The organism is Campylobacter sp. BCW_6467, assembly GCF_001762855.1.
Lineage (GTDB): Bacteria > Campylobacterota > Campylobacteria > Campylobacterales > Campylobacteraceae > Campylobacter_D > Campylobacter_D jejuni.
The window spans coordinates 1-22,845 of sequence record NZ_MJXP01000024.1; the positions used below are offsets into that span (position 1 = coordinate 1).

Annotated in this window: 23 protein-coding genes and 1 pseudogene; 12 read left to right on the forward strand and 12 right to left on the reverse strand. The window is 30.0% G+C overall.

Going from position 1 to position 22,845, the window contains the following annotated elements:
• Nucleotides 1-934 (forward strand): Cj0814 family flagellar-dependent secreted protein (locus AJ888_RS03725; RefSeq protein ID WP_070296133.1); only part of this gene is annotated, 934 nt, incomplete at its 5' end.
• Here the strand turns inward: AJ888_RS03725 and AJ888_RS03730 are convergent.
• The 7 genes from AJ888_RS03730 to bamA are packed head-to-tail and all read right to left on the reverse strand — an operon-like array spanning nucleotide 931 to nucleotide 7,438.
• On the reverse strand, nucleotides 931-1,848 hold the full coding sequence (locus AJ888_RS03730; RefSeq protein WP_044779385.1) for a tRNA dihydrouridine synthase: 918 nt from the start codon (nucleotides 1,846-1,848) through the stop codon (nucleotides 931-933). The two genes, AJ888_RS03725 and AJ888_RS03730, sit on opposite strands and share 4 nt — an antisense overlap.
• Nucleotides 1,845-2,831, reverse strand: a complete 987-nt coding sequence (locus AJ888_RS03735) for a hypothetical protein (RefSeq protein WP_002860951.1) — start codon at nucleotides 2,829-2,831, stop codon at nucleotides 1,845-1,847. Before AJ888_RS03735 ends, AJ888_RS03730 begins: the two co-directional genes overlap by 4 nt.
• Nucleotides 2,821-3,183, reverse strand: a complete 363-nt coding sequence (gene dksA, locus AJ888_RS03740) for a molecular chaperone DnaK suppressor DksA (RefSeq protein ID WP_002857406.1) — start codon at nucleotides 3,181-3,183, stop codon at nucleotides 2,821-2,823. The genes AJ888_RS03735 and dksA overlap by 11 nt, the downstream gene beginning before the upstream one ends.
• Nucleotides 3,184-3,194: 11 nt before the next feature.
• Nucleotides 3,195-3,644, reverse strand: a complete 450-nt coding sequence (locus AJ888_RS03745) for a 23S rRNA (pseudouridine(1915)-N(3))-methyltransferase RlmH (RefSeq protein WP_002860952.1) — start codon at nucleotides 3,642-3,644, stop codon at nucleotides 3,195-3,197.
• A 1-nt stretch (nucleotide 3,645) separates the two neighbouring features.
• Entirely contained in the window at nucleotides 3,646-4,488 is an 843-nt protein-coding gene (accD, locus tag AJ888_RS03750; RefSeq protein ID WP_002860953.1) for an acetyl-CoA carboxylase, carboxyltransferase subunit beta, read from the reverse strand.
• Between the two features lie 8 nt (nucleotides 4,489-4,496).
• Complete coding sequence (locus AJ888_RS03755; protein WP_002860954.1) at nucleotides 4,497-5,219, reverse strand: inositol monophosphatase family protein; 723 nt, start codon at nucleotides 5,217-5,219, stop codon at nucleotides 4,497-4,499.
• On the reverse strand, nucleotides 5,219-7,438 hold the full coding sequence (bamA, locus tag AJ888_RS03760) for an outer membrane protein assembly factor BamA (protein ID WP_032603272.1): 2,220 nt from the start codon (nucleotides 7,436-7,438) through the stop codon (nucleotides 5,219-5,221). Before bamA ends, AJ888_RS03755 begins: the two co-directional genes overlap by 1 nt.
• A gap of 76 nt (nucleotides 7,439-7,514) precedes the next feature.
• Between bamA and AJ888_RS03765 the strand changes: the two genes are divergently transcribed.
• The 9 genes from AJ888_RS03765 to rimP all read left to right on the forward strand — a co-directional run bounded on the left by AJ888_RS03765 (nucleotide 7,515) and on the right by rimP (nucleotide 15,658).
• Complete coding sequence (locus tag AJ888_RS03765; RefSeq protein WP_002860956.1) at nucleotides 7,515-8,342, forward strand: prephenate dehydrogenase; 828 nt, start codon at nucleotides 7,515-7,517, stop codon at nucleotides 8,340-8,342.
• Between the two features lie 79 nt (nucleotides 8,343-8,421).
• Nucleotides 8,422-9,795 carry a M23 family metallopeptidase gene (locus AJ888_RS03770; protein WP_002860957.1) on the forward strand — a complete coding sequence of 458 codons (1,374 nt, stop codon included), beginning with the start codon at nucleotides 8,422-8,424 and terminating at the stop codon, nucleotides 9,793-9,795.
• Complete coding sequence (gene lpxC, locus AJ888_RS03775) at nucleotides 9,795-10,679, forward strand: UDP-3-O-acyl-N-acetylglucosamine deacetylase (RefSeq protein WP_002851689.1); 885 nt, start codon at nucleotides 9,795-9,797, stop codon at nucleotides 10,677-10,679. Before AJ888_RS03770 ends, lpxC begins: the two co-directional genes overlap by 1 nt.
• 38 nt (nucleotides 10,680-10,717) lie before the next feature.
• On the forward strand, nucleotides 10,718-11,119 hold the full coding sequence (locus tag AJ888_RS03780; protein ID WP_002851789.1) for a tRNA threonylcarbamoyladenosine biosynthesis protein TsaB: 402 nt from the start codon (nucleotides 10,718-10,720) through the stop codon (nucleotides 11,117-11,119).
• An 8-nt stretch (nucleotides 11,120-11,127) separates the two neighbouring features.
• Nucleotides 11,128-12,006, forward strand: a complete 879-nt coding sequence (gene thrB / locus AJ888_RS03785) for a homoserine kinase (protein WP_002857455.1) — start codon at nucleotides 11,128-11,130, stop codon at nucleotides 12,004-12,006.
• A gap of 24 nt (nucleotides 12,007-12,030) precedes the next feature.
• Nucleotides 12,031-12,288, forward strand: a complete 258-nt coding sequence (locus AJ888_RS03790; RefSeq protein WP_002870410.1) for a DUF448 domain-containing protein — start codon at nucleotides 12,031-12,033, stop codon at nucleotides 12,286-12,288.
• On the forward strand, nucleotides 12,275-14,887 hold the full coding sequence (gene infB, locus AJ888_RS03795; protein WP_002860958.1) for a translation initiation factor IF-2: 2,613 nt from the start codon (nucleotides 12,275-12,277) through the stop codon (nucleotides 14,885-14,887). Before AJ888_RS03790 ends, infB begins: the two co-directional genes overlap by 14 nt.
• The gene (gene rbfA, locus AJ888_RS03800) at nucleotides 14,884-15,246 is read left to right on the forward strand and encodes a 30S ribosome-binding factor RbfA (protein WP_002860959.1); all 363 of its coding nucleotides are present in this window, start codon (nucleotides 14,884-14,886) and stop codon (nucleotides 15,244-15,246) included. The genes infB and rbfA overlap by 4 nt, the downstream gene beginning before the upstream one ends.
• A complete protein-coding gene (gene rimP, locus AJ888_RS03805; protein ID WP_002860960.1) occupies nucleotides 15,236-15,658 on the forward strand; it encodes a ribosome maturation factor RimP in 423 nt (140 codons plus the stop codon). The genes rbfA and rimP overlap by 11 nt, the downstream gene beginning before the upstream one ends.
• Nucleotides 15,659-15,667: 9 nt before the next feature.
• Here rimP and AJ888_RS03810 read toward each other — a convergent pair whose 3' ends face one another.
• Both AJ888_RS03810 and AJ888_RS03815 read right to left on the reverse strand, forming a co-directional pair.
• The gene (locus AJ888_RS03810) at nucleotides 15,668-16,654 is read right to left on the reverse strand and encodes a hypothetical protein (RefSeq protein ID WP_002860961.1); all 987 of its coding nucleotides are present in this window, start codon (nucleotides 16,652-16,654) and stop codon (nucleotides 15,668-15,670) included.
• Nucleotides 16,641-17,606 carry a DNA cytosine methyltransferase gene (locus tag AJ888_RS03815; protein WP_002860962.1) on the reverse strand — a complete coding sequence of 322 codons (966 nt, stop codon included), beginning with the start codon at nucleotides 17,604-17,606 and terminating at the stop codon, nucleotides 16,641-16,643. Before AJ888_RS03815 ends, AJ888_RS03810 begins: the two co-directional genes overlap by 14 nt.
• A gap of 78 nt (nucleotides 17,607-17,684) precedes the next feature.
• On the opposite strand from AJ888_RS03815, the pseudogene AJ888_RS03820 reads away from it, so the two are divergent.
• A pseudogene (locus AJ888_RS03820) lies at nucleotides 17,685-18,137 on the forward strand (5-methylcytosine restriction system specificity protein McrC); the annotation flags it as partial.
• On the opposite strand, the gene AJ888_RS03825 reads toward AJ888_RS03820, so the two are convergent.
• From AJ888_RS03825 to AJ888_RS03835, 3 genes are read right to left on the reverse strand one after another with little or no spacing between them, the layout of a single operon-like run.
• Nucleotides 18,126-18,929, reverse strand: a complete 804-nt coding sequence (locus tag AJ888_RS03825; protein ID WP_002860964.1) for a metal ABC transporter permease — start codon at nucleotides 18,927-18,929, stop codon at nucleotides 18,126-18,128. The pseudogene AJ888_RS03820 and the gene AJ888_RS03825 overlap by 12 nt on opposite strands.
• Nucleotides 18,922-19,776, reverse strand: a complete 855-nt coding sequence (locus AJ888_RS03830) for an ABC transporter ATP-binding protein (protein WP_002860965.1) — start codon at nucleotides 19,774-19,776, stop codon at nucleotides 18,922-18,924. Before AJ888_RS03830 ends, AJ888_RS03825 begins: the two co-directional genes overlap by 8 nt.
• A gap of 12 nt (nucleotides 19,777-19,788) precedes the next feature.
• Nucleotides 19,789-20,679 carry a metal ABC transporter solute-binding protein, Zn/Mn family gene (locus AJ888_RS03835; RefSeq protein WP_070296134.1) on the reverse strand — a complete coding sequence of 297 codons (891 nt, stop codon included), beginning with the start codon at nucleotides 20,677-20,679 and terminating at the stop codon, nucleotides 19,789-19,791.
• 235 nt (nucleotides 20,680-20,914) lie between these two features.
• Here AJ888_RS03835 and AJ888_RS03840 point away from each other — a divergent pair.
• On the forward strand, nucleotides 20,915-22,845 hold a 1,931-nt coding region (locus AJ888_RS03840), incomplete at its 3' end, for a methyl-accepting chemotaxis protein (protein WP_070296135.1).

Below are 22,845 nucleotides of genomic sequence, written 5' to 3' on the forward strand. Positions count from 1 at the left end.
AGATGGTTATATGGGAGAAGATTTTAACAAAGCTGCAGGATTGCCTGAAGATTTTAAGATACACAAATCTACTTTGGACGAGATATATAGGTATAATACAGATTTTAATGCTCATACAGCTAATTATTTAGGAGTAAGCAGTTATTATTCTAATATAGATATGGCAAATACTATAAAACAATATTATAACAAATTTGATGAGATATTAAATCACACTTTTAACAATGCGAATAAAACAAGTTTTACCGAAGTAGATTTAAATAGTTTACCTAAGGGTGTAAGTATGTCAGTAGGAGATTTTGATTTTGCTTCACCTTTAAATTTGGAAAGTAAAACTATAACAAATTATTACAACACCCAAGAACAATACAATGAAATAGAGCAATTAGGAATATTAGGACATATCAATACAGGCTTGCAACCATTAAATTTCACTCCACAAAGTATGCAAACTCAAAATACATCAAACAAATATATTTTTAATCCTGATATGTCAGTTTATCCACAAAATGAAGATGGAAGTTATTCTAAAGAAGCTTTATTTATGAGTTTTTTAAAATCAACAGGTGCTGATGTTTTAAAAGGTGGCAATACCACAATGAATCCTATAGTTAAATCTTTCAAAGAAGCTATGGCTAAAGAAAGCTTTGATGGATCATTAGCTTCCTTAGATGACATTATGACAGGCAAAGTTGATTTTGCAAGTTTATTAAAAGGTTATGCACAAGAGGGTTGGCTTGATGCAGATATATATGCAATGGAAAAAGGAGTTGCTTGGCAAAATGCAATCATAGGTTATGGTGGAGCTTTGTTTGATAATCAGTTTAATCAAGCAAAAGCTAATGGCTGGAAAGCAAGCAGTGAAAGTATCAATTCTTATGTTGGATCTATAATGGATAGATTAAATAATCTTATAGGACAAACTAGGGTTTAGAAAAAATTTTCGATTTTTTCTTGCATTATCTTAGCATCATTGATACGATTGACTTCATCTCTAAAGGCTGAAGCGTCTTTATGCCCTTTAGAATACTCGTGTAAATGCTTGCGAAATATACTTACACCTTGATCTTTGTAGTGTTTTATCATTTCATCAAAATGAGTGAGTATGATTTCTTTTTTGAGTTTTTCATCTACACTTTTACCGCTTTTGATTTCATAAAATATCCAAGGATTTCCTACGCTTGCACGCCCTATCATGAGTCCATCACATTTTGTGATTTTATAAACTTCTTTAGCGTTTTGTGCGTTAATATCGCCATTTGCAATCACAGGAATTTTCACGCTCGCTTTAGCATTGGCAATGGATTCATAATCGGCTTTTCCGCTATAAAGCTGTTTTCTTGTGCGTCCATGAATACTTACAAAATCCACCCCCAAGCTTTCACAAATTTTAGCCATTTTTTCAGGATATTTTTCATTAAATCCTAGTCGAAATTTTACACTTGTAAGGTTTTTTTTATTGTTTTCTTTAATTACTCCTACAAGATTTTTAAAAAGCTCTAAATTTTCTAGCAAAGCACTGCCAGCACATTGTTTAACAACTTTATTTACAGGGCAACCGCAATTAAAATCAATCCCATCTACAAAATCCATTTCATTTAGCATTTGCACTGCTTTTTTTAGCACTTCTTTATCTCCACCTGCAATTTGGACTATATAAGGATTTTCTAATTCAGCTCTTTCTAGCATATGTAGAGTTTTAGAACTTTCATAAACTAAAGCATTAGAACTTATCATTTCGCTTATGGTAATATCAGCACCAAATTTTTTTACTACATTACGAAAAGGCAGATCTGAAAAACCTGCCATAGGAGCTAAAAATAAAGGTTTTTTGCTAAAATCTATCATTGTATGAGTTGGTTTAGATTGATTTTGATATTTTTTTCACGCAAGGCTAAAAAGGCCTTAAAATCATTAAATTTCTTATCATCATTGTGAATTTGCTCTCTTAACTCATCTAAAAGTCCAAATTCAGCTAAAAGATATAAATGTGCTCTTAAAGCTTCGCTTTTTTCATTTTTAATTTTGTTAAAAATTCCTAAAATAGCATCAGGATTTAAAAGTTTAGTACTTAGTTTTGCTGCGTTAAGATAGTCTTTTTCGCTTAGTATATTGTGTGAAAGTAAAACTTCGTATTCTGCTGCACTAAGTTCTAAATTTCCTTCTTTAAAACGCTTGATAAGTGTGAGAACTTCAGAAGGCTTTTTAGGGATTTTTACATTTTTAATTTGTTCATAACTAGCTTTTTCTATAAGAGTATTAAAAGCAATTTCTTCAAATTCATCTTTGATTTCATTAAGGTTTTTAAGTTTGCTATAGGCATAATTTGCATCGTTTTTGAGATGATTTTTTTCATTTTGCAAATATAAAACATTGTTATTTTCGAGTTTAAATTTACTAAGGTTAAAAAATTCGTTTTTATTTAAACCATCAATAAGATCTAAAATTTCATTGATTTTATTTGAGTGTGGAATTTTTTCATGTGTTTTTATGGTTTTAAAAAGTTGTGCTACAGCTCTAAATTCTTTTGTTTGAAAAGTGGTTTTAAGATCTTTTTCAAGGAGTAAATCTTGAGTATAAGCTTCAAATTTAGCTGCATCTTTAAAAAAATGCTTAAATTTTAAATAACGCAAAAATCCATAAAATGCTATGTGTAAAACGGCTAAAATCATATAAACAAATAAAGGAATAACAAGCCATATCATAATAGGTAGTTCAAAGGTATAAGTGCTGATATTTAGAGTATAGCTTCCTAGTTCTAGATGCCAAGCAAAGGCAAAAATAAGTGCTATATAAATAAAACTTGCAAGTAAAAAGAGTTTAATTTTCATGTTTTTTTCCTTGTTCTGCAATTTGACGGCAAGTGATACAATATCTTGCGTGAGGTTTGACTTTTAGTCTTTGAGAGTCGATTTCATCATCACAAGATTCGCAAATTCCATAAGTGCCGTTTTTGATTTTATCTAAAGAATTTTCGATTTCTATAAGTTCTTCTTTGAGATTGGTGCTGATAGTAAAGTCAATTTGAGAGCCTGTTTCTATGACAGAAAAATCTACACTATCGCTTGGGACGCTATTGTGAAGAGCTTCGATTTCATTTGAATTGCTTTGCAAATTTTCTAAGATGGTTTTTTTTCTTTCTTCTAAAATATTTTTGAAATTTTGTATTTCATTTTTTTTCATTTTAAAACTTTCTATTTGTGATAAGGGTGATTGTTGTTGATGCAAAATGCACGATAAATTTGTTCTAAAAGTAAGGTTTTAACAAATTGATGTGCTAAAGTAAGTTTGCTTAATGATAGTCTAAAATCCAAACTTTGATTAAATTCTTCTCTTAAACCATAAGCACCGCCTATAAAAAAACTTAATTCATTTTTATCTTGGATGAGTTTTGCAAATTCTATACTTGTAAGTTCTTTCCCTTTTTCATCAAGAGCGATACAATAGCCTTTTTTATAAGGCATAAAAGCTTCTTCATAGCTTTTTTTTGCTTCTATGGCATTTAAATTTTGAGCTAAGGCTATTTTTTTATTAAAAAAATTTATTTCTTTTAAAGTGGCGTATTTAGAAATAAGTTTAGAGTATTTCTCACTCCAAGTTTTAAATTCATCACTTTTTTGAATACAAAAGATATTAACTTGCAAATTATTTTCCACTAAAAAATTTTAGTACATCGCTAAGATATTGTTTTTGTTCTCCTCTTTCAACTATGGCATCTATAAGTCCATGTTCTAACAAGAACTCTGCTTTTTGAAAACCTTCAGGTAAATCTGTTCCTATAGTTTGTTTAATAACTCTTGCACCAGCAAAACCTACTAAAGCTTCAGGTTCAGCGATGATTAAATCTCCAAGCCAAGCAAAAGAAGCACTTACTCCGCCCATAGTAGGATCAGTTAAAATGCTAATATAAGGAAGTTTTTCTTTGCTAAGAAGTTTAAGTGCGGCGCTAGTTTTGCTCATTTGCATCAAAGAATAAGTACTTTCTTGCATTCTAGCTCCACCGCTTGCACTTACGATGACAAGAGGAGTTTTGCTTGTGATGGCTCTTTGTACAGCTCTAACGATTTTTTCTCCTTCAACAGAACCTAAAGATCCACCCATAAAAGAAAAATCAAATACAACAAGTTGGGTTTTTAAACCATTGATTTCACATTCTCCACTAATAACAGAACTTTTTCTACCTGTTTTACTTTCACCTTCGCTAAGGCGTTTTTTATAAGATTTGCTATCAACAAATTTTAAAGGATCTATAGCCTCTAAATTTGCATCATACTCAATAAAACTGCCTTCATCGCTTAAAAGTTTAATACGTTCATCAGCTGAAATTCTCATGTGATAATTGCATTTAGGGCAAACATTAAAACAAGATTCTATTTCTTTATAATACATCAAAGCATGACAACTTTGGCATTTTACCCAGTGATTTGGAGCTTCTTTAACGCTAGGTTGTTGTCTTCTTATTTTTGAAAAAATATCTGCAAAATTCATATATTCACCTAATTATTTTTTAAAAATTCTAAGATTATATCAAAAATTTTCTTGTCTTGGCTTAGGAGAAGGAAATTTTCATTTTTTTCTATATATAAATTTTGATGAATTGTTAAAGCAGCTACTGTATCAAAAATTCGTGTTTTTCCAAGAATTAATACAAAACTAAAATACGAAGCATAAGCGAGACTTAAGGCTGTTGCGCCCAAAGAGCGAAATTTTAATTGATTTTTTGTTAAAAAATCGAGAAGTTCTGGATAAAGTGAAATTTTTTCAACTATACCTATTTTAGAAAATAGATTAGGTGTTAAGGGTGAGTATTTTGGATCGGAAAGATTAGATTTAAAAGCTTGATTGTTATTAAAAGCAAAAATTTCTTGACTGACAAGATTGCAAACAAAAGCGCTTTTTGCCTGATCTTTTTCTATGAGAGCTATAGAAGTTCCATAAAATGGTATTTTAGAAACAAAATTTGAACTTCCATCCAAAGGATCAAGAATCATTTGTTTTGGGTTATCTTTCCCGATCAAGCCACTTTCTTCAGAAAAAATTTGCCCAAAACAACTAAGATATTTTATGAAAATTTGTTCACATTTTAAGTCAAGCTCATAGCCTTGATTTTCATCATAGCCTAATTTAGAGCAAAGTTTAAGATCATTTTGTGGGATATTGTTTAGATACTTACGTATTTGCAAATTTGCATTCAAGCAAGCATCTAAAAATTCTTTCATTAAAAGCGTGTTCCAAGATTAAATTCAAAACTGTTAGTATCATCACCTTTTTTATCATTAAGAGGTTTGGCAAATACAAGTTGTAAAGGTCCAATTGGTGTAATCCATTCAATGCCTATACCTGTACTCATTCTTTTTATTTCATCTAAATTTTTGCGTCCTATCATACCATAATCAAAAAACACGCTACCACGAAGTTTAATTCTATCAATCAAAGGAAAACTAAGTTCTACGGAATTGGCAAAAGCTATGGTTCCTCCCACTTCATCTCCCCATTGGTTTTTAGGGCTTACTGTTCTGCTTTCAAAACCGCGTATCGATCTAATACCACCTAAATAAATTCTTTGGTTAATTGGTAAATAACCTTCATTCCATACTTTATAAAAGCTTGCTTTGTAGCGATAAATAAGATCATATCCTATATAGTCTTGCAAACCTTGATAAAAGTTAAATTTAGAGCTTGATGAAATAAATTCTTGATCTCCGCCAAGTCCAGCGTATTCTAAACTAGTTGAAGCAATGATACCTGATCGTGGCAGATAATAATCATCTGTATTGTTAAAGGTGATTGCTGGAGTTATAGAGCTTTTAATACTTTTGCCAAGTTCATATCCTGTTCTTAAAAGAGTTGGACTTAAGTGATAAATATCGCTTTGTTCAAGATTATAAGTTAAGCTTACATTATAGTATCTTGCAAATTGGCGTCCAACTGTTATATCAAAGCCGTAATTTTTTTCTGAATAATTATCCCATTCATAGTCATTTGAATAAAGTGTTCCACCTAGGCTATATTGACTATCAAGAACGCGTGGATTTATGAGACTAATCCTTCCTGATAAGGTATCATCGCTTTTATCTACGCTTACAGAGCTTTTTATCCCTGAACCAAAAATATTTGTATCTGATAAAGAAGCATTAAGTAAAATACCATCGCTTGATCCATAGCCAATGCCTCCAGAAATAGCTCCTGTAGAAGCTTCTTTAACATCAACAATCAAATCAATATGTGTATCGTCAACTTTTTCTTCTTTGATATTCACATCGTCAAAATAAGAAGTTCTTTTTAAAGCATTTTTTGACTCGCTTAAGTCTGTTCTATTGTATAAATTACCTTCTGTTATATATAATTCTCGGCGTATGACGCGATCTACAGTGCGTGAATTTCCTGAAATAATAACATTTCTTATATAAACTTTATCATGAGGGATTACTTTAAATACAACAGTAGCTTCTTGAGTTTGATCATTTTTTTGAATATCAGGATAGACTTCTACAAACGCATAACCTAAATCAGCACTTTGTGTTTCTATGGTTTTAACATCTTTTCTAATGTCTTCAATATTGATAGTTTTGCCAGCGCTTGATCTTAAATCTTTTACGGTTTGTGCATTTTGTTTATCATCAAATAAAGGATTTTCTATGTTTATACTTTTAATTTTATAAGGCTTTCCTTCTTTGATAAAATAAGTCAAATTTGCTTGATAAGTATCTGTGTAGGTTTTAAGATAAGGAGGAGATACTTGAACATCTAAATATCCTTTTTTCATGTACTCATCAGCAATTCTTGAACTATCATTGCTAAGCTCAAAAACTTTTAATTTTCCATCATTGCGTCCCCACATCCAACCCATAAATTCTTTTTCTTTATTGACAATTGAAGGTTCTATATCAGAATATGAAAATTTCTTGGCTCCACTTAAATGAACATTATCAATAATGATATTTTCACCACGATTTACTATAAATTCAAGCTCTAACCCATCGGTATTTTCTAAAGTCTTTTTTTTGTATTCTACAATAGTATCAAAATAACTTTTTGCTTCATAATAAGCTTTAATGCGTTCAATAGCTTCTTTTATACTTCCTTCATCAAGTAGCGTACCTCTTTTAATCCCTAAAATACTTTCAACTTGTTTTCTATCATTTGAAGCTATACCTGTTATACTAACCTTTGCTATAGTTGGTTTTTCAGTAACTATAATTTCCAAAATTCCATTGTTGTTTTCAACTGAAATATTTTCGAAATAATTTTGTTTATAAAGATTAAGAATAGCAGTGTTGATTTTTGCAGGATCTATTTCTTCTCCTATTTTAAGCCCTGTAATATTTATGGCACTTGTATTTGATAAGTGGTTTAATCCGATAAATTTAATATCCTTAATGGTTGCTGCATTGGCTATAGCAACTAAAGCACAAATACTAATAAGATGTTTTTTCATTGATTTTTTACCTAAAGCTTTATTAAAAGCTGTATAATAGCAAAAAAAATTTAACAAAAAAACTAAGGTAAAAAGTATGAAAATAGCAATTATAGGGCTTGGGCTTATGGGTGGATCTTTAGGGCTTTGTTTGAAAGAAAATAAGCTTATTTCTTGTGTTTATGGTATGGATTTAAGTAAAGAAAATGAAAAAGATGCCCTGCGATTAGGTCTTATTCATGAGCTTATAGAATTTAAAGATTTAGCTTTATGTGATATGATTTTTGTCGCAACTCCTGTTAATGCTATTATAGAAATTTTGCAAAAGTTAGTTGATTTGCCTTCTAATGTAACAATTATAGAGCTTGGAAGTACAAAAAGAAAAATTATAGAAAGTTTGCCTAAGAATTTAATCAAACAAACTCTTTTTGCTCATCCTATGACAGGAACTGAAAATTCAGGTCCAAAAGCGGCTTTTAAAGAGCTTTATAAAGATGCAGTTTGTGTTCTTTGTGATAGTGAAATAGCTGATGACTTGCATCAAAAAAGAGCAGTAGAAATTTTTTCTCATTTAGGGATGAAAATTGTTTTTATGGATAGTAAAGCCCATGATCATCATGCTGCTATTATTTCTCATTTGCCTCATGTTATAAGTTTTTCTTTGGCAAATTTTGTAATGAAAGAAGAGGATAAAAGAAATATTGTTCATTTAGCTGGAGGATCTTTTAAAGGTATGAGCAGAATTGCCAAATCATCGCCACAAATGTGGGAAAGTATTTTTTTACAAAATAAAGATAACTTATTAAGTTCTATTGATTTTTTTCAACAAGAATTAGAGAGATGTAAACAAATGATACAATTAGACAAAAATGATGAATTAAGAGAATGGATGAAACAGGCTAATACTCTAAGAGAAATTTTATAAATTTGCTAGATATTTACTGAAAATATAATAGAATTTATACTAAAAACAACAAAAACATTGAAAATTTTTAAGGAAGGTTATGGCAAAAAGAAAAGGCAAAACTTATTTATCTGTTTTAATTTTAGTTTTAATAGCAATTTTGATTTTTTTTATTTCAAGATTAAGTATTTTTGAAAAAAATCCTCCTCAAATTTTAATGCCAGATGTTGTATATACTGATCTTAAAAAACCTATTTTAGTGCATGTTAAAGATGATGAAAGTTCTATCAAAAATGTACAAATTATATTGCATAAAGACGACAATACTAGTGCAATGGTTATAGCAGATGAAAAGATTTCTAATTTAAAAGATATTACCTTACAAGTTGCTTTGCCAAAATTTGGTTACAAAGAAAATGTAAAATCTTTTGTTTTGGAGGTGATAGCTAAAGATTCTAGTTTTTGGAATTTTTTTAGTGGCAATGAAGCAAGAAAACAAATTGCGGTATTAGTAGATAATACGGCTCCAAAAATCAATATCATAAGCAATTCTTACCAAATCGAGCAAGGCGGTGCTGGGGCAGTTGTTTTTAAGGCCGATGATGCTAATTTAGATAAGGTGTATATAGAAACAAATAAAGGTAAAATCTTTAAAGTTACACCTTATGTAAAAGAAGGGTATTATGCGGCTTTGATTGCTTGGGATGCAAGGGATGAGGAATTTCGCGCATTTGTTATCGCTACGGATAAAGCGGGAAATATTTCAAAAGAACGTATAAGGTATTATTTTGTTAATCGTAAATATCGTGTTTCAAATATCAATCTAACGGATAAATTTTTAGATGGAAAGATTGAGAATTTAGCCAATCAATACGCTCCAAAAGATAATAATCTCAATCGTTATGAAAAATTTAAGTTTGTCAATGAAACTTTAAGAAATAGTAATGAAGAGCTTATCCATGAAATCACTTCAAAAGTACCTGAGGAAAAAATTGATAATTTTGATTTGAATTTATTTTTACCTCTTAAAAATGGTATGAAAGTAGCGGATTTTGCTGATCATAGGTATTATTCTTATAATGGGCAATTTGTGAGTGATTCTTATCATATGGGGCTTGATCTAGCAAGCGTAGCACAAGCTTCTATCATAAGCAATAACGCAGGCAAGGTTGTTTTTGCTGCTGAAAATGGAATTTATGGTTTAAATTTAATTGTTTATCATGGTTTTGGAGTATATAGTCTTTATGGGCACTGTTCTTCTAAAAATGTTGATTTAGATGAAATGATTAATAAACAAAGCATTATAGGTAAAACAGGAACAAGTGGTTTAGCCTTAGGTGATCATTTGCATTTTGGAGTTTTGGTTCAAGGAGTTGAAACGCGTCCTGAACAATGGCAAGATAAAAAATGGATAGAAAATAATATTTACAATGTTTTAAATGATGGTAAAAAGATAATTTTAGGAAAAAATTAATGAAACAATTAACTTTAGCAAAAACTGTCAAAGGTGTAGGTATAGGACTTCATAAGGGTGAACCCATAGAAATTACTTTAGAGCCTTTAGAAGCAAATAGTGGTATAGTATTTTTTAGAAGCGATCTTAATGCAAGTTATAAGGCAAGTCCTGAAAATGTGATCAATACTCAAATGGCAACTGTTTTAGGAGATGAAAGGGGGTTTATTTCTACAATAGAGCATTTAATGAGTGCGATTAATGCTTATGGAATCGATAATGTACGCATTGTTTTAAATGCAAACGAAGCTCCTGTTATGGATGGATCAAGTATTAGTTTTTGTATGATGCTTGATGAAGCAGGGGTAAAAGAACTTGATGCGCCTAAAAAAATTATGGTAATTAAAAAGCCTATAGAAGTAAGAGATGGTAATAAATTTGTGCGTTTAACTCCTACTAAAGAACCCCGTATTAACTATACGATTAAATTTGACAATGCTGTTATAGGTGAACAAAGTTACAATTTTGAATTCAGCAAAAAAAATTATATAGAAAACATAGCAAGAGCTAGAACTTTTGGTTTTTTAAAAGATGTTCAAGCCCTTAGGAGTATGAATTTAGCACTAGGTGGAAGTTTAGAAAATACTATAGTGGTAGATGAAAATCGTATTTTAAATCCTGAGGGTTTGCGTTTCAAAGATGAGTTTGTAAGACATAAAATTTTAGATGCAATTGGAGATTTAACCTTACTTGGATATCGTGTTTTTGGAGATTATACTTCATATGCTGGGAGTCATCATTTAAATCATTTGCTTACTAAAGAAGTTTTAAAAGATAAAGATGCTTATGAAATTGTAAGCCTTGAAAAAACAACCCAAAAAGCTTATGAAAAGGTATTTGCATAAAAACCTCTCTTTTGCTTAATGCTTTATCTAAGCCTTTAATGATCGGAATTTATCAAGATGATAAACTTATAAAAACTTATAAAAGTGAAGAAAAAGCAAGCGAATTTTTACCAAAAATTTTAGATGAATTGCTTAAAGAATATGATTTTACAAGTTTAATTTATGCTAATGGTCCAGGTTCTTATATGGGGATTAAAATTTCTTATGTAAGTTTGAGTACTTTAAGTATAGTGAAAAATATTCCTTTATTTGCGGTGAGTGCTTTTGAATTAAATGGCTATAAACCTATAAGCGCAAATAAAAACTTTTGTTTTGTATATAAGGAGGGTGAAATTTGTTTAGAGCAAAATATCCCAGCAGAGTTTTTTTTACCAAAAAATTTACAAGAGCTTAAACTAAATAATGATAATCTTCCCTTTTATTTTTTAGATGCAATTTAGGATGAAATTTGAAAATTTTAGTTCCCGCTACGAGTGCGAATTTAGGGCCAGGTTTTGATTGTTTAGGACTTAGTTTAAAGCTTTTTAATGAAACTCAAATCCAAAAATCAGGTGTTTTTAGCATTAGTATTGGAGGTGAGGGCAGTGATAATATTTTTCTTAAAAAAAACAATATATTTGTAAATATTTTTTATGAAATTTATGAAAAACTAAGCGGAAAAAAAGATAATTTTCGTTTTATTTTTCAAAATAACATTCCTCTTTCAAGAGGGTTAGGAAGCTCTTCAGCTGTGATTGTTGGAGCTATTGCCAGTGCTTATTATATGAGTGGATTTAAGGTAGAAAAAGAACGTATTTTAGATGAAGCTTTAATTTATGAAAACCATCCAGATAATATCGCTCCAGCTACTCTTGGTGGTTTTGTGTGTTCTTTGGTTGAAAAAAATAAAGTTTATAGCATCAAAAAAGAGATTGATAAAGATTTAGCTGCTGTGGTTGTGATCCCAAATTTGGCAATGAGCACGGAACAATCACGCCAAGCTTTGGCCAAAAATTTAAGTTTTAATGATGCGGTTTTCAATCTTTCTCATGCTTCATTTTTAACCGCTTGTTTTTTGGAGAAAAAATATGAATTTTTAAAATTTGCAAGTCAAGATAAGCTCCATGAAATCAATCGTATGAAAAACTTACCCGAGCTTTTTGAAGTGCAAAAATTTGCCTTAGAAAATAAAGCTTTAATGAGTACGCTTTCAGGTTCGGGATCGAGCTTTTTTTCTTTAGCTTTTAAAGATGATGCTTTAGCTTTGGCAAAGAAAATGCAAACAAAATTTAAAGATTTTCGTGTGCAATATTTAGAATTTGATGATAATGGCTTTGAAATTTGCTAAAAAATATAAAAAAAAGATATAATTTTGAAAAAACATATACCAATTAGAATGTGCATAGTGTGTAAAAACCGCTTTGAGCAAAATATGTTATTTAGATTTAAAGTTGTTTTAGGAGATATTGTGCCTAAAGCAGAACATGGAAGAAGCGGATATTTATGTCAAAATTGTATTGAGAAAGAAGATAAAATCTTACAAAAAGCATTTTCTAAAATATGTAAAAATTTAAATACTAAAATTACTCAGCAAGGACTTAAGGAGATATTTTTAAATGGCAAAGATTAGAATTCATGAAATCGCAAAAGAATTAGGTTATGATAGTAAGGAAATTATTGAAAAGGCAAATGAATTAGGACTTGGAATTAAAACAGCATCAAATGCTGTAGAACCTGAGATCGCAGCAGCTATTTATGAGTATATACAAACAAGAGAAATTCCAGAAGCTTTTAAGAAAAATATCAAAACTTCTACGGCAAAAAAGCCTAAAAAAGAAAATATAAAAGAACAAGAAAAGCTAAATGAATCTGAAAAAAAAGAACCTAAAAAAGAAGAAAAGCTTAAACAAGAAGTTAAAAAAGAAGAATTAAAAGTTGAAAAAGAAAATGCAAAAGAAGAAAAACAAGAAATTATTGATGCTCATAAGCCACAAAGCCTTGCTAGTGCAACTTTAGCCAAAAGACGCGGACTTGTTATTGTTAAAAAGAAAAAAGACGAAGAAGAAATTCAAGTTAAAAAAGAAGAAGTAAAAAATTCAAATGATATATCTATCAATAATGAAGAGCGCTTAAGTTTAAAAACCATGTTTTCAAATGCTGATGAGAGTTTGAAGAAAAAGAAAAAAGAAAAAAAATCTTTTGTCGCGAGTAAAAAAGAAAGTACCGAAAAAATGAATTTTTTAGATGAACATGATTTTGGTGATATTTCTTTAGATGATGAAGATGAGGTAGTGTTACCTGATTTTAGTGTAAAAGAACAAGAAAAACCACAAAATATCAATAAAAAACAACCTAATTTTATAAGACAAGCTGTTGGAAATTCTGCGGGTTTTGGACTTGAAGGTGGAATTCAAAGAAGAAGTCGTAAAAAACCACCCAAAAAGATTGAAAAAAAGGAAGTAGAAGAAGTAAGTAGCGTTGCTATTTCTAAAGAAATTCGTGTGTATGAATTCGCTGATAAGATAGGAAGAAGCACTAGTGAAGTGATTTCAAAACTTTTCATGCTTGGAATGATGACAACAAAAAATGATTTCTTAGATGAAGATGCGATTGAAATTTTGGCTGCTGAATTTGGTATAGAGATCAATATCATTAACGAGGCTGATGAGTTTGATTATGTAAAAGACTATGAAGAAGAGACTGATGAAAAAGATTTAGTGACTAGAGCACCTGTGATCACTATCATGGGGCATGTTGATCATGGTAAAACTTCTTTGCTAGATTATATTAGAAAATCACGCGTTGCAAGTGGTGAAGCAGGGGGTATTACTCAGCATGTGGGTGCTTATATGGTAGAAAAAAATGGGCGTAAAATTACTTTTATTGATACTCCAGGTCACGAAGCTTTTACTGCTATGCGTGCAAGGGGTGCAAGTATCACTGATATTGTAATCATCGTTGTAGCCGCAGATGATGGGGTAAAACCACAAACCAAAGAAGCGATAAATCATGCTAAGGCAGCAGGTGTGCCTATTATTATTGCTATTAACAAAATGGATAAAGAAGCAGCAAATCCTGATATGGTAAAAACTCAACTCGCAGAAATGGAAATCATGCCAGTAGAATGGGGTGGATCTTATGAATTTGTAGGGGTTTCGGCTAAAACAGGAATGGGGATTGAAGATTTGCTTGAGATCGTGCTTTTACAAGCTGATATTTTAGAGCTTAAAGCCAATCCAAAAAGTTTTGCTAAAGCAAGTATTATAGAAAGTTCTGTGCAAAAAGGGCGTGGTGCGGTAGCTACTATCATCGTGCAAAATGGAACACTTACTGTAGGAAGTACTGTGGTTGCAGGTGAGGCTTATGGAAAAGTGCGTGCGATGAGTGATGATCAAGGTAAAGCCTTAAAAGAAATCAAACCAGGCGAATGTGGGGTTATCGTAGGGCTTAGCGAAGTAGCAGATGCAGGTGAAATTTTAATCGCAGTAAAAACCGATAAAGAAGCAAGAGAATACGCTAATAAACGCCACGAATACAATCGCCAAAAAGAACTTAGTAAATCTACTAAAGTTAGCATTGATGAGCTTGGAGCTAAGATCAAAGAAGGTAATCTAAAAGCCTTGCCTGTTATTTTAAAAGCTGATGTGCAAGGATCTTTAGAAGCCTTAAAAGCAAGTTTAGAAAAACTTAGAAATGATGAAATTAAAGTGAATATCATTCATAGTGGGGTAGGTGGAATCACACAAAGTGATATAGAGCTTGCAAGTGCGAGTGAAAACTCTATAGTACTAGGTTTTAACATACGCCCAACAGGAGAAGTTAAAGAGCGCGCTAAAGATAAAGGCGTAGAAATTAAAACCTATAATGTGATTTATAATCTTTTAGACGATGTAAAAGCCTTGCTTGGTGGTATGATGAGTCCGATTATTTCTGAAGAGCAATTAGGACAAGCAGAGATTAGACAAGTGATCAATGTACCAAAAATCGGACAAATCGCAGGTTGTATGGTAACTGAAGGGGTGATTAATCGTGGAGCTAAAATTCGCCTTATCCGTGATGGAGTTGTGGTTTATGAAGGAAATGTAAGCTCGCTTAAACGCTTTAAAGATGATGCTAAAGAAGTGGCAAAAGGCTATGAGTGTGGCGTAGGTATAGAAGGGTGTGATGATATGAGAGTGGGTGATTATATAGAAAGCTATAAAGAAGTAGAGGAACAAGCAAGTCTATGAACCCAAGTGAGATTAAAAAACTACGCACTGAAAGTATCTTAAAAGAGCTGATCCCTGAAGCTTTAGCAAATTTAGATGATGAAAATTTGAAAAATTTGTGTGTAGTGGATGTAGAGTGTAAAAAAGGCAGATACGATGCTTTTGTGTATCTTGATAAGATGTTTTTTAATGTTCATGAGCAAGAAAAAATTTTATCTTCTTTAAAAAAGGCAAGTAGAGCTTTGCAAAATTACTGCATGAGTGAGCAGGGCTGGTATAGGTGTCCGAATTTTCACTTTAAATTTGATGATAGGCTTGAGTATCAAAACCATATGGATGGACTTTTTGAAAAAATAAAAAAGGATAAAAATGAATCTTGAAGCCCTTTGCAAAGAAGCAGGACTTAGTTTTTATGATGATGAGCTAGTAAGTGAAAATGGCAGAAAAATTTATAGAATTTATGTGCAAAAAGAAGGCGGGGTAAATCTTGATGATTGTGCAAGGCTTAGTGAAATTTTATCGCCTATTTTTGATGTAGAACCACCTGTAAATGGAGAATATTTTTTAGAAGTATCTTCACCAGGACTTGAAAGAAAGCTTAGTAAGATAGAACATTTTGCTAAAAGTATAGGTGAACTTGTGAAGATCACAGCCAATGAAAAAGAAAAATTCGAAGCAAAAATCATTGCTGTAGATGATGAAAATATCACTTTAGAAAATTTAGAAAATAAAGAAAAAACTACTATAAATTTTAATGATATAAAAAAAGCTAGAACCTTTGTGGAGTGGTAAAGTTAAAAATTATAATGTTTCTAGCAATTCTAATGTAAGTTGCGATGAACCAAATACCCCATCTATATTTTGTAGAAATTTGTTTTGTTCATATATTTCATCTGATACAATTAAATATACTCCATAATTACGAATAGTTTTAGCTTTTTCTTCTCCTAAATCTAGTCCTAAAGTTATTTCAATCATAACATTTATCTTGCTCATTTGGCTTGTTTTTATAAATTGTTTATATCTTTCTCTTAAAGTTCTTTTTGCTCCTATTCCATATGATTTTCCATTAAAATTAAAGAAGAAATCAAATTCTGTAGAGCTATCGTTTTCATCATGCTTTTTGGTTATTGTTTCCTGATTTATTCCTATAGATTGTAATTTTTGTAGTATTCTATTTTCATAATTATTACCACTATAACTTATGATAGATTGATTAATACTTTCATTGAAAATAAGCATAAAAATTTGATTTGGTTCTAAACCATGTTTTCTTAATTCTTGAGAAAGTTGACAAATGCTTAAAAAATATTCTTTATTTATATTATCATGAAAGAATTGATTATTGTCTATATGATTAAAAAATGTTAATGCCAATAAAGCTCCATTAACTCTAGTTGAATATGGATTATATATTGTTATTTTATCATATTCTAAAGATAATGGATCTAATTTTGATAATAACTCAATATTGCTCATTTGTTTTATTTTAGCTAATTCTAGTAAGAAATTTTTAATTGAGTAAATTTTTAAAGCAAATATAAATACATTAAAATCTATAATATTTCTAATTTCGTAAATAATTTGTTCTAAATAACTCCACTGGTTTATACCGTTTTTAGTATTTAAATTAATATATTGTTTTAGTTCATATAAAGAATTTTTATTTTTTGATATGTGAGATAAAATGTTTATTATCTGTATATCTGAAAAATTAATTTTAACTAGATATTTCATAAAAAAGTAAAATTTTAAATTAATATCAAATTTTTCATCATTTATTGACATTATATAACTCCCTGTGAATTAATTTAGCAATATTTTCAATTACAGGAATAGCTACACTATTACCAAATTGTTTATAGCTTTGATTATCGCTTGTTGTTATTTTAAAACTATTAGGAAAGCCTTGTAATCTAGCAGCTTCTCTTGGAGTAAGCTTTCTTGGATTTTTATTTTTTTGTTCAATTAATATTTCAGAACCATCTTTATAATATCTAGCGCTAATAGTGCTAGTATAATCTGAATTATGATTAAATAGAGAATAACCAAATCCATTACCTTTTTTTTTGTGTTCTAATTTTCTACGTTGATGACCAGCCCATAATTTATCTGAGATAGTATATTTTTCATCTACATTTTTTTCTAAAATGTCTCCTAGCTTGGATTTTATTTCGATATTTTTTAACTCATTAAAGTTAAATGATATATTTTTAAATTTATTTTTTAAAAAAGCTACAATATATATTCTTTCTCTATTTTGTGGTATTCCAAAATTTCTAGCATTTAATACTTCTGAAAAAACATCATAGCCCATATCTTCTAAAGTATTTTTTACAACAGAAAAAGTCTTTCCTTTGTCATGATTTTTGAAGCCTTTAACATTTTCCAAAAAAACAATTTCTGGCTTGTGTTTTTTGACTATGCGTGCAACATCAAAAAATAATGTTCCTCTAATATCATTAAAGCCTTTCCTATGCCCAGCAATAGAAAAAGCTTGACATGGAAATCCTGCTAATAATATATTGTGTTTTGGAATATTATTTTCATTTATTTGTGTTATATCTCCATGTGGTAGCTCATTAAAATTGCAAAAATATGTTTGACAAGCAAATTTATCTATCTCTGAAGAAAAAACAAATTCTAATTTTTCTTGAAATATATTTTTAAAGCCTATACGTATTCCGCCAATTCCGGCAAATAAATCAATAGCTTTTAATTTTTTTGTGTTATTAACCATATTATCCTTGTATGTTTACAATAATAATTAAGGTGTATATTATACTATGTTAAAACTAAAAAAAGATTAATTAAGATATCAATTGCTTTGCTTTTTCCTATGGAGAAAATTTTTGAAGATTATGTAGCTTATATGCTAAAAAAAGTAAATCCAACTCAAGATATTAAAGTTCAAAACAATGGAAAGTATTTAATCTCAAAAAATGATGAAAATTGTTTCATGTTAAAGCCTGATTTATATATAGAAAATAAAACGATCCTAGATACCAAATGGAAAATTCCAAATGATAGTGAAGATGATAAAAAACAGGGTATAGAACAAAGCGATTTGTATCAAATGTTTGCTTATGCTTGCAAATTTAAAATTTATGATATTAAACTTGTGTATCCTTTATGTGAAAAAACTCAAGATTTACAAAGAAAAATCGCAGAAAAATTTTTTGTTTTTAAGGCAAGTGAACATTTGTATTTTAAAGAACAAGGGCAAAAAGATATAAAAGTGCAAGTGTGTTTTGCACCTTTACCTTTTTAAAAATTTGCCTATCAAATGCACTAAAAAACTAAAACAAGCTACAGCTATGATGCAAGCACCGCTTGAGAGATTAAGATAATAGCTAAGTATAAGTCCTAAAACACAAAAAATCATACTTAAAAAACTTGCCAAAATCATGATAAAGCCAAGTCTTTTAGTGAAATTTTCAGCAATAAAGCTTGGGATACTAAGTAAAGCCATAACCAAAATAAGCCCTACAAGGCGTATAGAAATAACTATACAAAAAGCCATAAGGGCGATTAAAAGATAATGAAAAAAACTTGTATTGATACCACGAACTTTTGCAAATTCCGCATCAAAGCTTAATGCTTCAAATTGTCTATAAAATAAAAAGATCAAAAGTACCACCACGCTATCAACCAAAGCCATAAGCCATAAATCTTGCGTTCCTACAGCCAAAATGCTCCCAAAAAGATAAGCCATTAAATCTGTGTTATAACTAGGGCTTAAATCGATTAAAATAATCCCAACAGCCATTCCAAAAGCCCAGATTACAGCGATAATACTATCACTTCTGTGTTCATAGTGTTTAGCTAAAAAAGCTACTAAAAAAGCCAAAAATAAAGTAAATATTCCCGTGCTTAATAAAATAGGTAAAGAGAAATAAAAAGCTATACCTATACCACCAAAAGCCCCATGTGTTATACCTCCAGCCATAGAAAAAAGGCGATTTATCATCACCAAAGTACCTATGATCCCACAAGCTATACTGACTAAAATCGATCCTAGTAAAGCGTTTTGAAAAAAGGTGAAATTTAAAATTTCAAGCATTATTTTCCTTTGAAAATTTTAAACAAAAATTTTCTTTTTTAAATTCTGTTTTTTTCAAATTTCTTCTTGTAAATTCTTGTTCGCATAGTTTTTTACTATCGCAATTTTCTTCATCGCAAAAACAAGTATTTAAACTCATTTCTACATCACAAAAATGAGAGTGGTTTTCGTATAAATGTTTTAAAAATGAACTTTTTTCTTTTTCTTTAGTGTTGGTATGCAAGAAAAGTTCTTTGTTTAAATGTGCAATTTTATCGCTATAAGCTAATACAAGGTTGATATCGTGACAAATGAGTAAAATTCCCATACCTTTTTGGTGCAAGGAGCTTAGAAGTTCAAAAATTTGTATAGCAGACTTGTTATCAATGCTTGCGGTAGGTTCATCTAAAATAAGCATCTTACATTCGCTAGCTAAGGCTCTTGCGATAAAAACACGTTGTCTTTGTCCCCCGCTTAGAGAATCAATTGTTTTGTTCCAAAATTTTTCCATTCCTACGCTTCTTAAAGCTTGCATAGCTTTTTCTTTATCTTTTTTCCCATAAAAACCAAAAATTTTTTTACTTACAAGTCCCATAAGAACGATTTCAAGTACTCTTGGACAAAAATTAGGATTGGCTAGAGTGTGTTGAGGAACATAGCCTATTTCTTTTCTTTGAAGAGCTTTGAAATGGATTTTATTTTTGGATTTTAAAAGCCCTAAGATAAGTTTTACGAGTGTTGATTTTCCTGCGCCATTTGGACCTATGATAGAGAGAAAGTCTTTATTGTCGTAGCTAAGATTGATGTTTTTTAAGATGATTTCATTATCATAAGCGTAGTTTAGATTAGAAATTTCAAAAAAAAGCATCAAAAAGCCTGATTATAAATTATGAGAAAAGGCATCAGTAGTTTTTAAAAGCTCATTTTCCCAATCATAAGATAAATGATCTATTTTGTAAATTTTTGCATCACATTCTTTAGCAAGTGTTTTTGCTGCATTTTCAGGGAAACCATTTTGAACAAAAATGACTTTTAAATTTTTATCTTTCATTAGAGTGATAAGTTTTTGCAAATCTTTGCTTTTTGGTTCTTTGCCTAAAATTTCTACAGGAATTTGCGTAAGATTATAGCGTTTTGCAAAATATGTCCAAGAAGGATGATAAACTACAAAATCTCTATTTTTTAATTTTTCTAATTTTGAGGCAATTTGTAAATTTAAACTATCTAATTCTGCTAAAAATTTATCTAAATTTTGTTTATATAAATTTTTATTTTGTGGATATTTTTGAATCAAGGCGTCATAAATATTTAAAGCCATAGTTTGGACCAAAATAGGATCTAGCCAAGTATGAGGATCAAAATGCTCATGTTCGTGGTGTTCATGCTCATGAGAGTGTTCGTGTGTATCATGAGTTTGAATCAAAGCTATGTTTTTTTGCATATTTACAACTTGAAGTTTTGGAAAATTTTGTTTAAATTTATCCGTAAAAACTTTTTCAAATTCTAAGCCTATGGTGAAATAAATACCACTTTTTTCAAGTTTTTTCATAGTGCTTGGTTTAAATTCAAAATTATGCTCATTGCTATTTGGAGGTAAGATAACATTGACATCTAGAGTATTTGCGGCTATTTTTTTAACAAAAAATGCTTGAGGTGCTATACTGACACTAACTAAATTGCTGTTATTATTTTGATCTTGTTCGAAGTTTTTAGCTTGCGTGAAAGTATAAAATATCCCTAAAGATAAGATAAATAATATAATTTTTTTCAAAATATTTCCTTCGATATAAATTTTTCTAAATTATAACGATATTAAGCTTAATATATAGAATTTTCGAAGCGATATTACTTTAAAAAAAATAATAAATATAAATTAATTTAATATTTATTAAATTAATTTTTTATAACTTTTAAATTTAAGTAAAAATTTAAATTTTTTAATTTATAATTATAAAACTTTATGTAGATATCCCTATAAAATAATATTAGAAAGGAGCGCTTAAATTATGAAAAGCGTAAAATTGAAGGTTTCACTGATTGCAAATTTAATCGCAGTAGTGTGTTTGATAATTTTAGGTGTTGTAACATTTATATTTGTAAAGCAAGCAATTTTTCATGAAGTTGTGAATGCTGAAATAAATTATGTTAAAACGGCTAAAAATTCTATGGAGTCTTTTAAGGCAAGAAATTCTTTAACTCTTGAAAGTTTGGCTAAAAGTATTTTAAAGCATCCTGTAGAACAGTTAGATAGTCAAGATGCTTTAATGCATTATGTTGGAAAAGATTTAAAGAATTTTAGAGATGCTGGAAGATTCTTAGCAGTTTATATTGCTCAACCAAATGGCGAACTTGTTGTAAGCGATCCAGACTCTGATGCTAAAAATTTAGATTTTGGAACTTATGGAAAAGCTGATAATTATGATGCTAGAACAAGAGAATATTATATAGAAGCAGTTAAAACAAATAAACTTTATATTACCCCATCTTATATTGATGTAACTACAAATTTACCTTGCTTTACATATTCTATTCCACTTTATAAAGATGGTAAATTTATAGGAGTTTTGGCCGTAGATGTTCTTGCAGCAGATTTGCAAGCTGAATTTGAAAATTTACCAGGTAGAACTTTTGTATTTGATGAAGAAAATAAAGTATTTGTTTCTACAGACAAAGCTCTTTTACAACAAGGTTATGATATTAGTGCAATTGCAAATCTTGCAAAAACCAAGAAAGATTTTGAACCTTTTGAGTATACTAGACCAAAAGATAATAGTGAAAGATTTGCTGTGTGTGCAAAAGTTTCTGGAATTTATACTGCTTGCGTTGGAGAGCCAATAGAACAAATAGAAGCTCCAGTTTATAAAATTGCATTTATACAAACTGCGATTGTTATTTTTACAAGTATTATTAGCGTCATCCTCCTTTATTTCATCGTATCAAAATACCTCTCTCCACTTGCAGCTATCCAAACAGGTTTAACTTCATTCTTTGACTTTATCAATCATAAAACAAAAAATGTTTCCACTATAGAAGTAAAAAGCAATGATGAATTTGGACAAATCTCAAGTGCTATCAACGAAAACATCCTTGCTACTAAAAAAGGTTTAGAACAAGACAATCAAGCTGTTAAAGAATCAGTTCAAACCGTATCAGTTGTAGAAGGTGGTAATTTAACAGCAAGAATTACTGCTAATCCAAGAAACCCACAACTTATTGAACTTAAAAATGTTCTAAATAAACTTCTTGATGTTTTACAAGCTAGAGTAGGTTCTGATATGAATGTTATTCATAAAATATTTGAAGAATACAAAAGCTTAGATTTTAGAAATAAAATCTCTAATGCTTCAGGAAGTGTTGAATTAACTACTAATGCTTTAGGCGATGAAATAGTTAAAATGCTAAAACAAAGTTCAGACTTTGCTAATGCTTTAGCTAATGAAAGTGGAAAATTACAAACTGCTGTTCAAAGCTTAACCACTTCTTCAAATTCTCAAGCTCAATCTTTAGAAGAAACTGCAGCAGCTTTAGAAGAGATCACTTCTTCTATGCAAAATGTTTCAGTTAAAACTAGTGATGTTATCACTCAATCTGAAGAGATTAAAAATGTTACAGGTATTATAGGAGATATCGCAGATCAAATCAATCTTCTAGCTTTAAATGCAGCTATTGAAGCAGCTCGTGCTGGAGAACATGGTAGAGGCTTTGCTGTTGTGGCTGATGAAGTTAGAAAACTAGCTGAGAGAACTCAAAAGTCTTTATCTGAAATAGAAGCTAATACTAACTTACTTGTTCAATCTATCAATGATATGGCAGAAAGTATTAAAGAACAAACTGCAGGTATTACTCAAATCAATGATAGCGTAGCACAAATTGATCAAACTACTAAAGATAATGTTGAAATTGCTAATGAATCAGCTATTATTTCTAGTACAGTAAG

Coding starts and splice junctions, on each gene's coding strand:
- AJ888_RS03755 (WP_002860954.1), bottom strand. CDS start 5,219: ATGAAAGAATTTTTAGATGCTTGCTTGAATGCAAATTTGCAAATACGT.
- rimP (WP_002860960.1), top strand. CDS start 15,236: ATGAATCTTGAAGCCCTTTGCAAAGAAGCAGGACTTAGTTTTTATGAT.
- lpxC (WP_002851689.1), top strand. CDS start 9,795: ATGAAACAATTAACTTTAGCAAAAACTGTCAAAGGTGTAGGTATAGGA.
- accD (WP_002860953.1), bottom strand. CDS start 4,488: ATGAATTTTGCAGATATTTTTTCAAAAATAAGAAGACAACAACCTAGC.
- infB (WP_002860958.1), top strand. CDS start 12,275: ATGGCAAAGATTAGAATTCATGAAATCGCAAAAGAATTAGGTTATGAT.
- AJ888_RS03780 (WP_002851789.1), top strand. CDS start 10,718: ATGATCGGAATTTATCAAGATGATAAACTTATAAAAACTTATAAAAGT.
- AJ888_RS03765 (WP_002860956.1), top strand. CDS start 7,515: ATGAAAATAGCAATTATAGGGCTTGGGCTTATGGGTGGATCTTTAGGG.
- AJ888_RS03810 (WP_002860961.1), bottom strand. CDS start 16,654: ATGTCAATAAATGATGAAAAATTTGATATTAATTTAAAATTTTACTTT.
- AJ888_RS03825 (WP_002860964.1), bottom strand. CDS start 18,929: ATGCTTGAAATTTTAAATTTCACCTTTTTTCAAAACGCTTTACTAGGA.
- dksA (WP_002857406.1), bottom strand. CDS start 3,183: ATGAAAAAAAATGAAATACAAAATTTCAAAAATATTTTAGAAGAAAGA.
- rbfA (WP_002860959.1), top strand. CDS start 14,884: ATGAACCCAAGTGAGATTAAAAAACTACGCACTGAAAGTATCTTAAAA.
- AJ888_RS03730 (WP_044779385.1), bottom strand. CDS start 1,848: ATGATAGATTTTAGCAAAAAACCTTTATTTTTAGCTCCTATGGCAGGT.
- AJ888_RS03770 (WP_002860957.1), top strand. CDS start 8,422: ATGGCAAAAAGAAAAGGCAAAACTTATTTATCTGTTTTAATTTTAGTT.
- AJ888_RS03815 (WP_002860962.1), bottom strand. CDS start 17,606: ATGGTTAATAACACAAAAAAATTAAAAGCTATTGATTTATTTGCCGGA.
- AJ888_RS03735 (WP_002860951.1), bottom strand. CDS start 2,831: ATGAAAATTAAACTCTTTTTACTTGCAAGTTTTATTTATATAGCACTT.
- AJ888_RS03830 (WP_002860965.1), bottom strand. CDS start 19,776: ATGCTTTTTTTTGAAATTTCTAATCTAAACTACGCTTATGATAATGAA.
- bamA (WP_032603272.1), bottom strand. CDS start 7,438: ATGAAAAAACATCTTATTAGTATTTGTGCTTTAGTTGCTATAGCCAAT.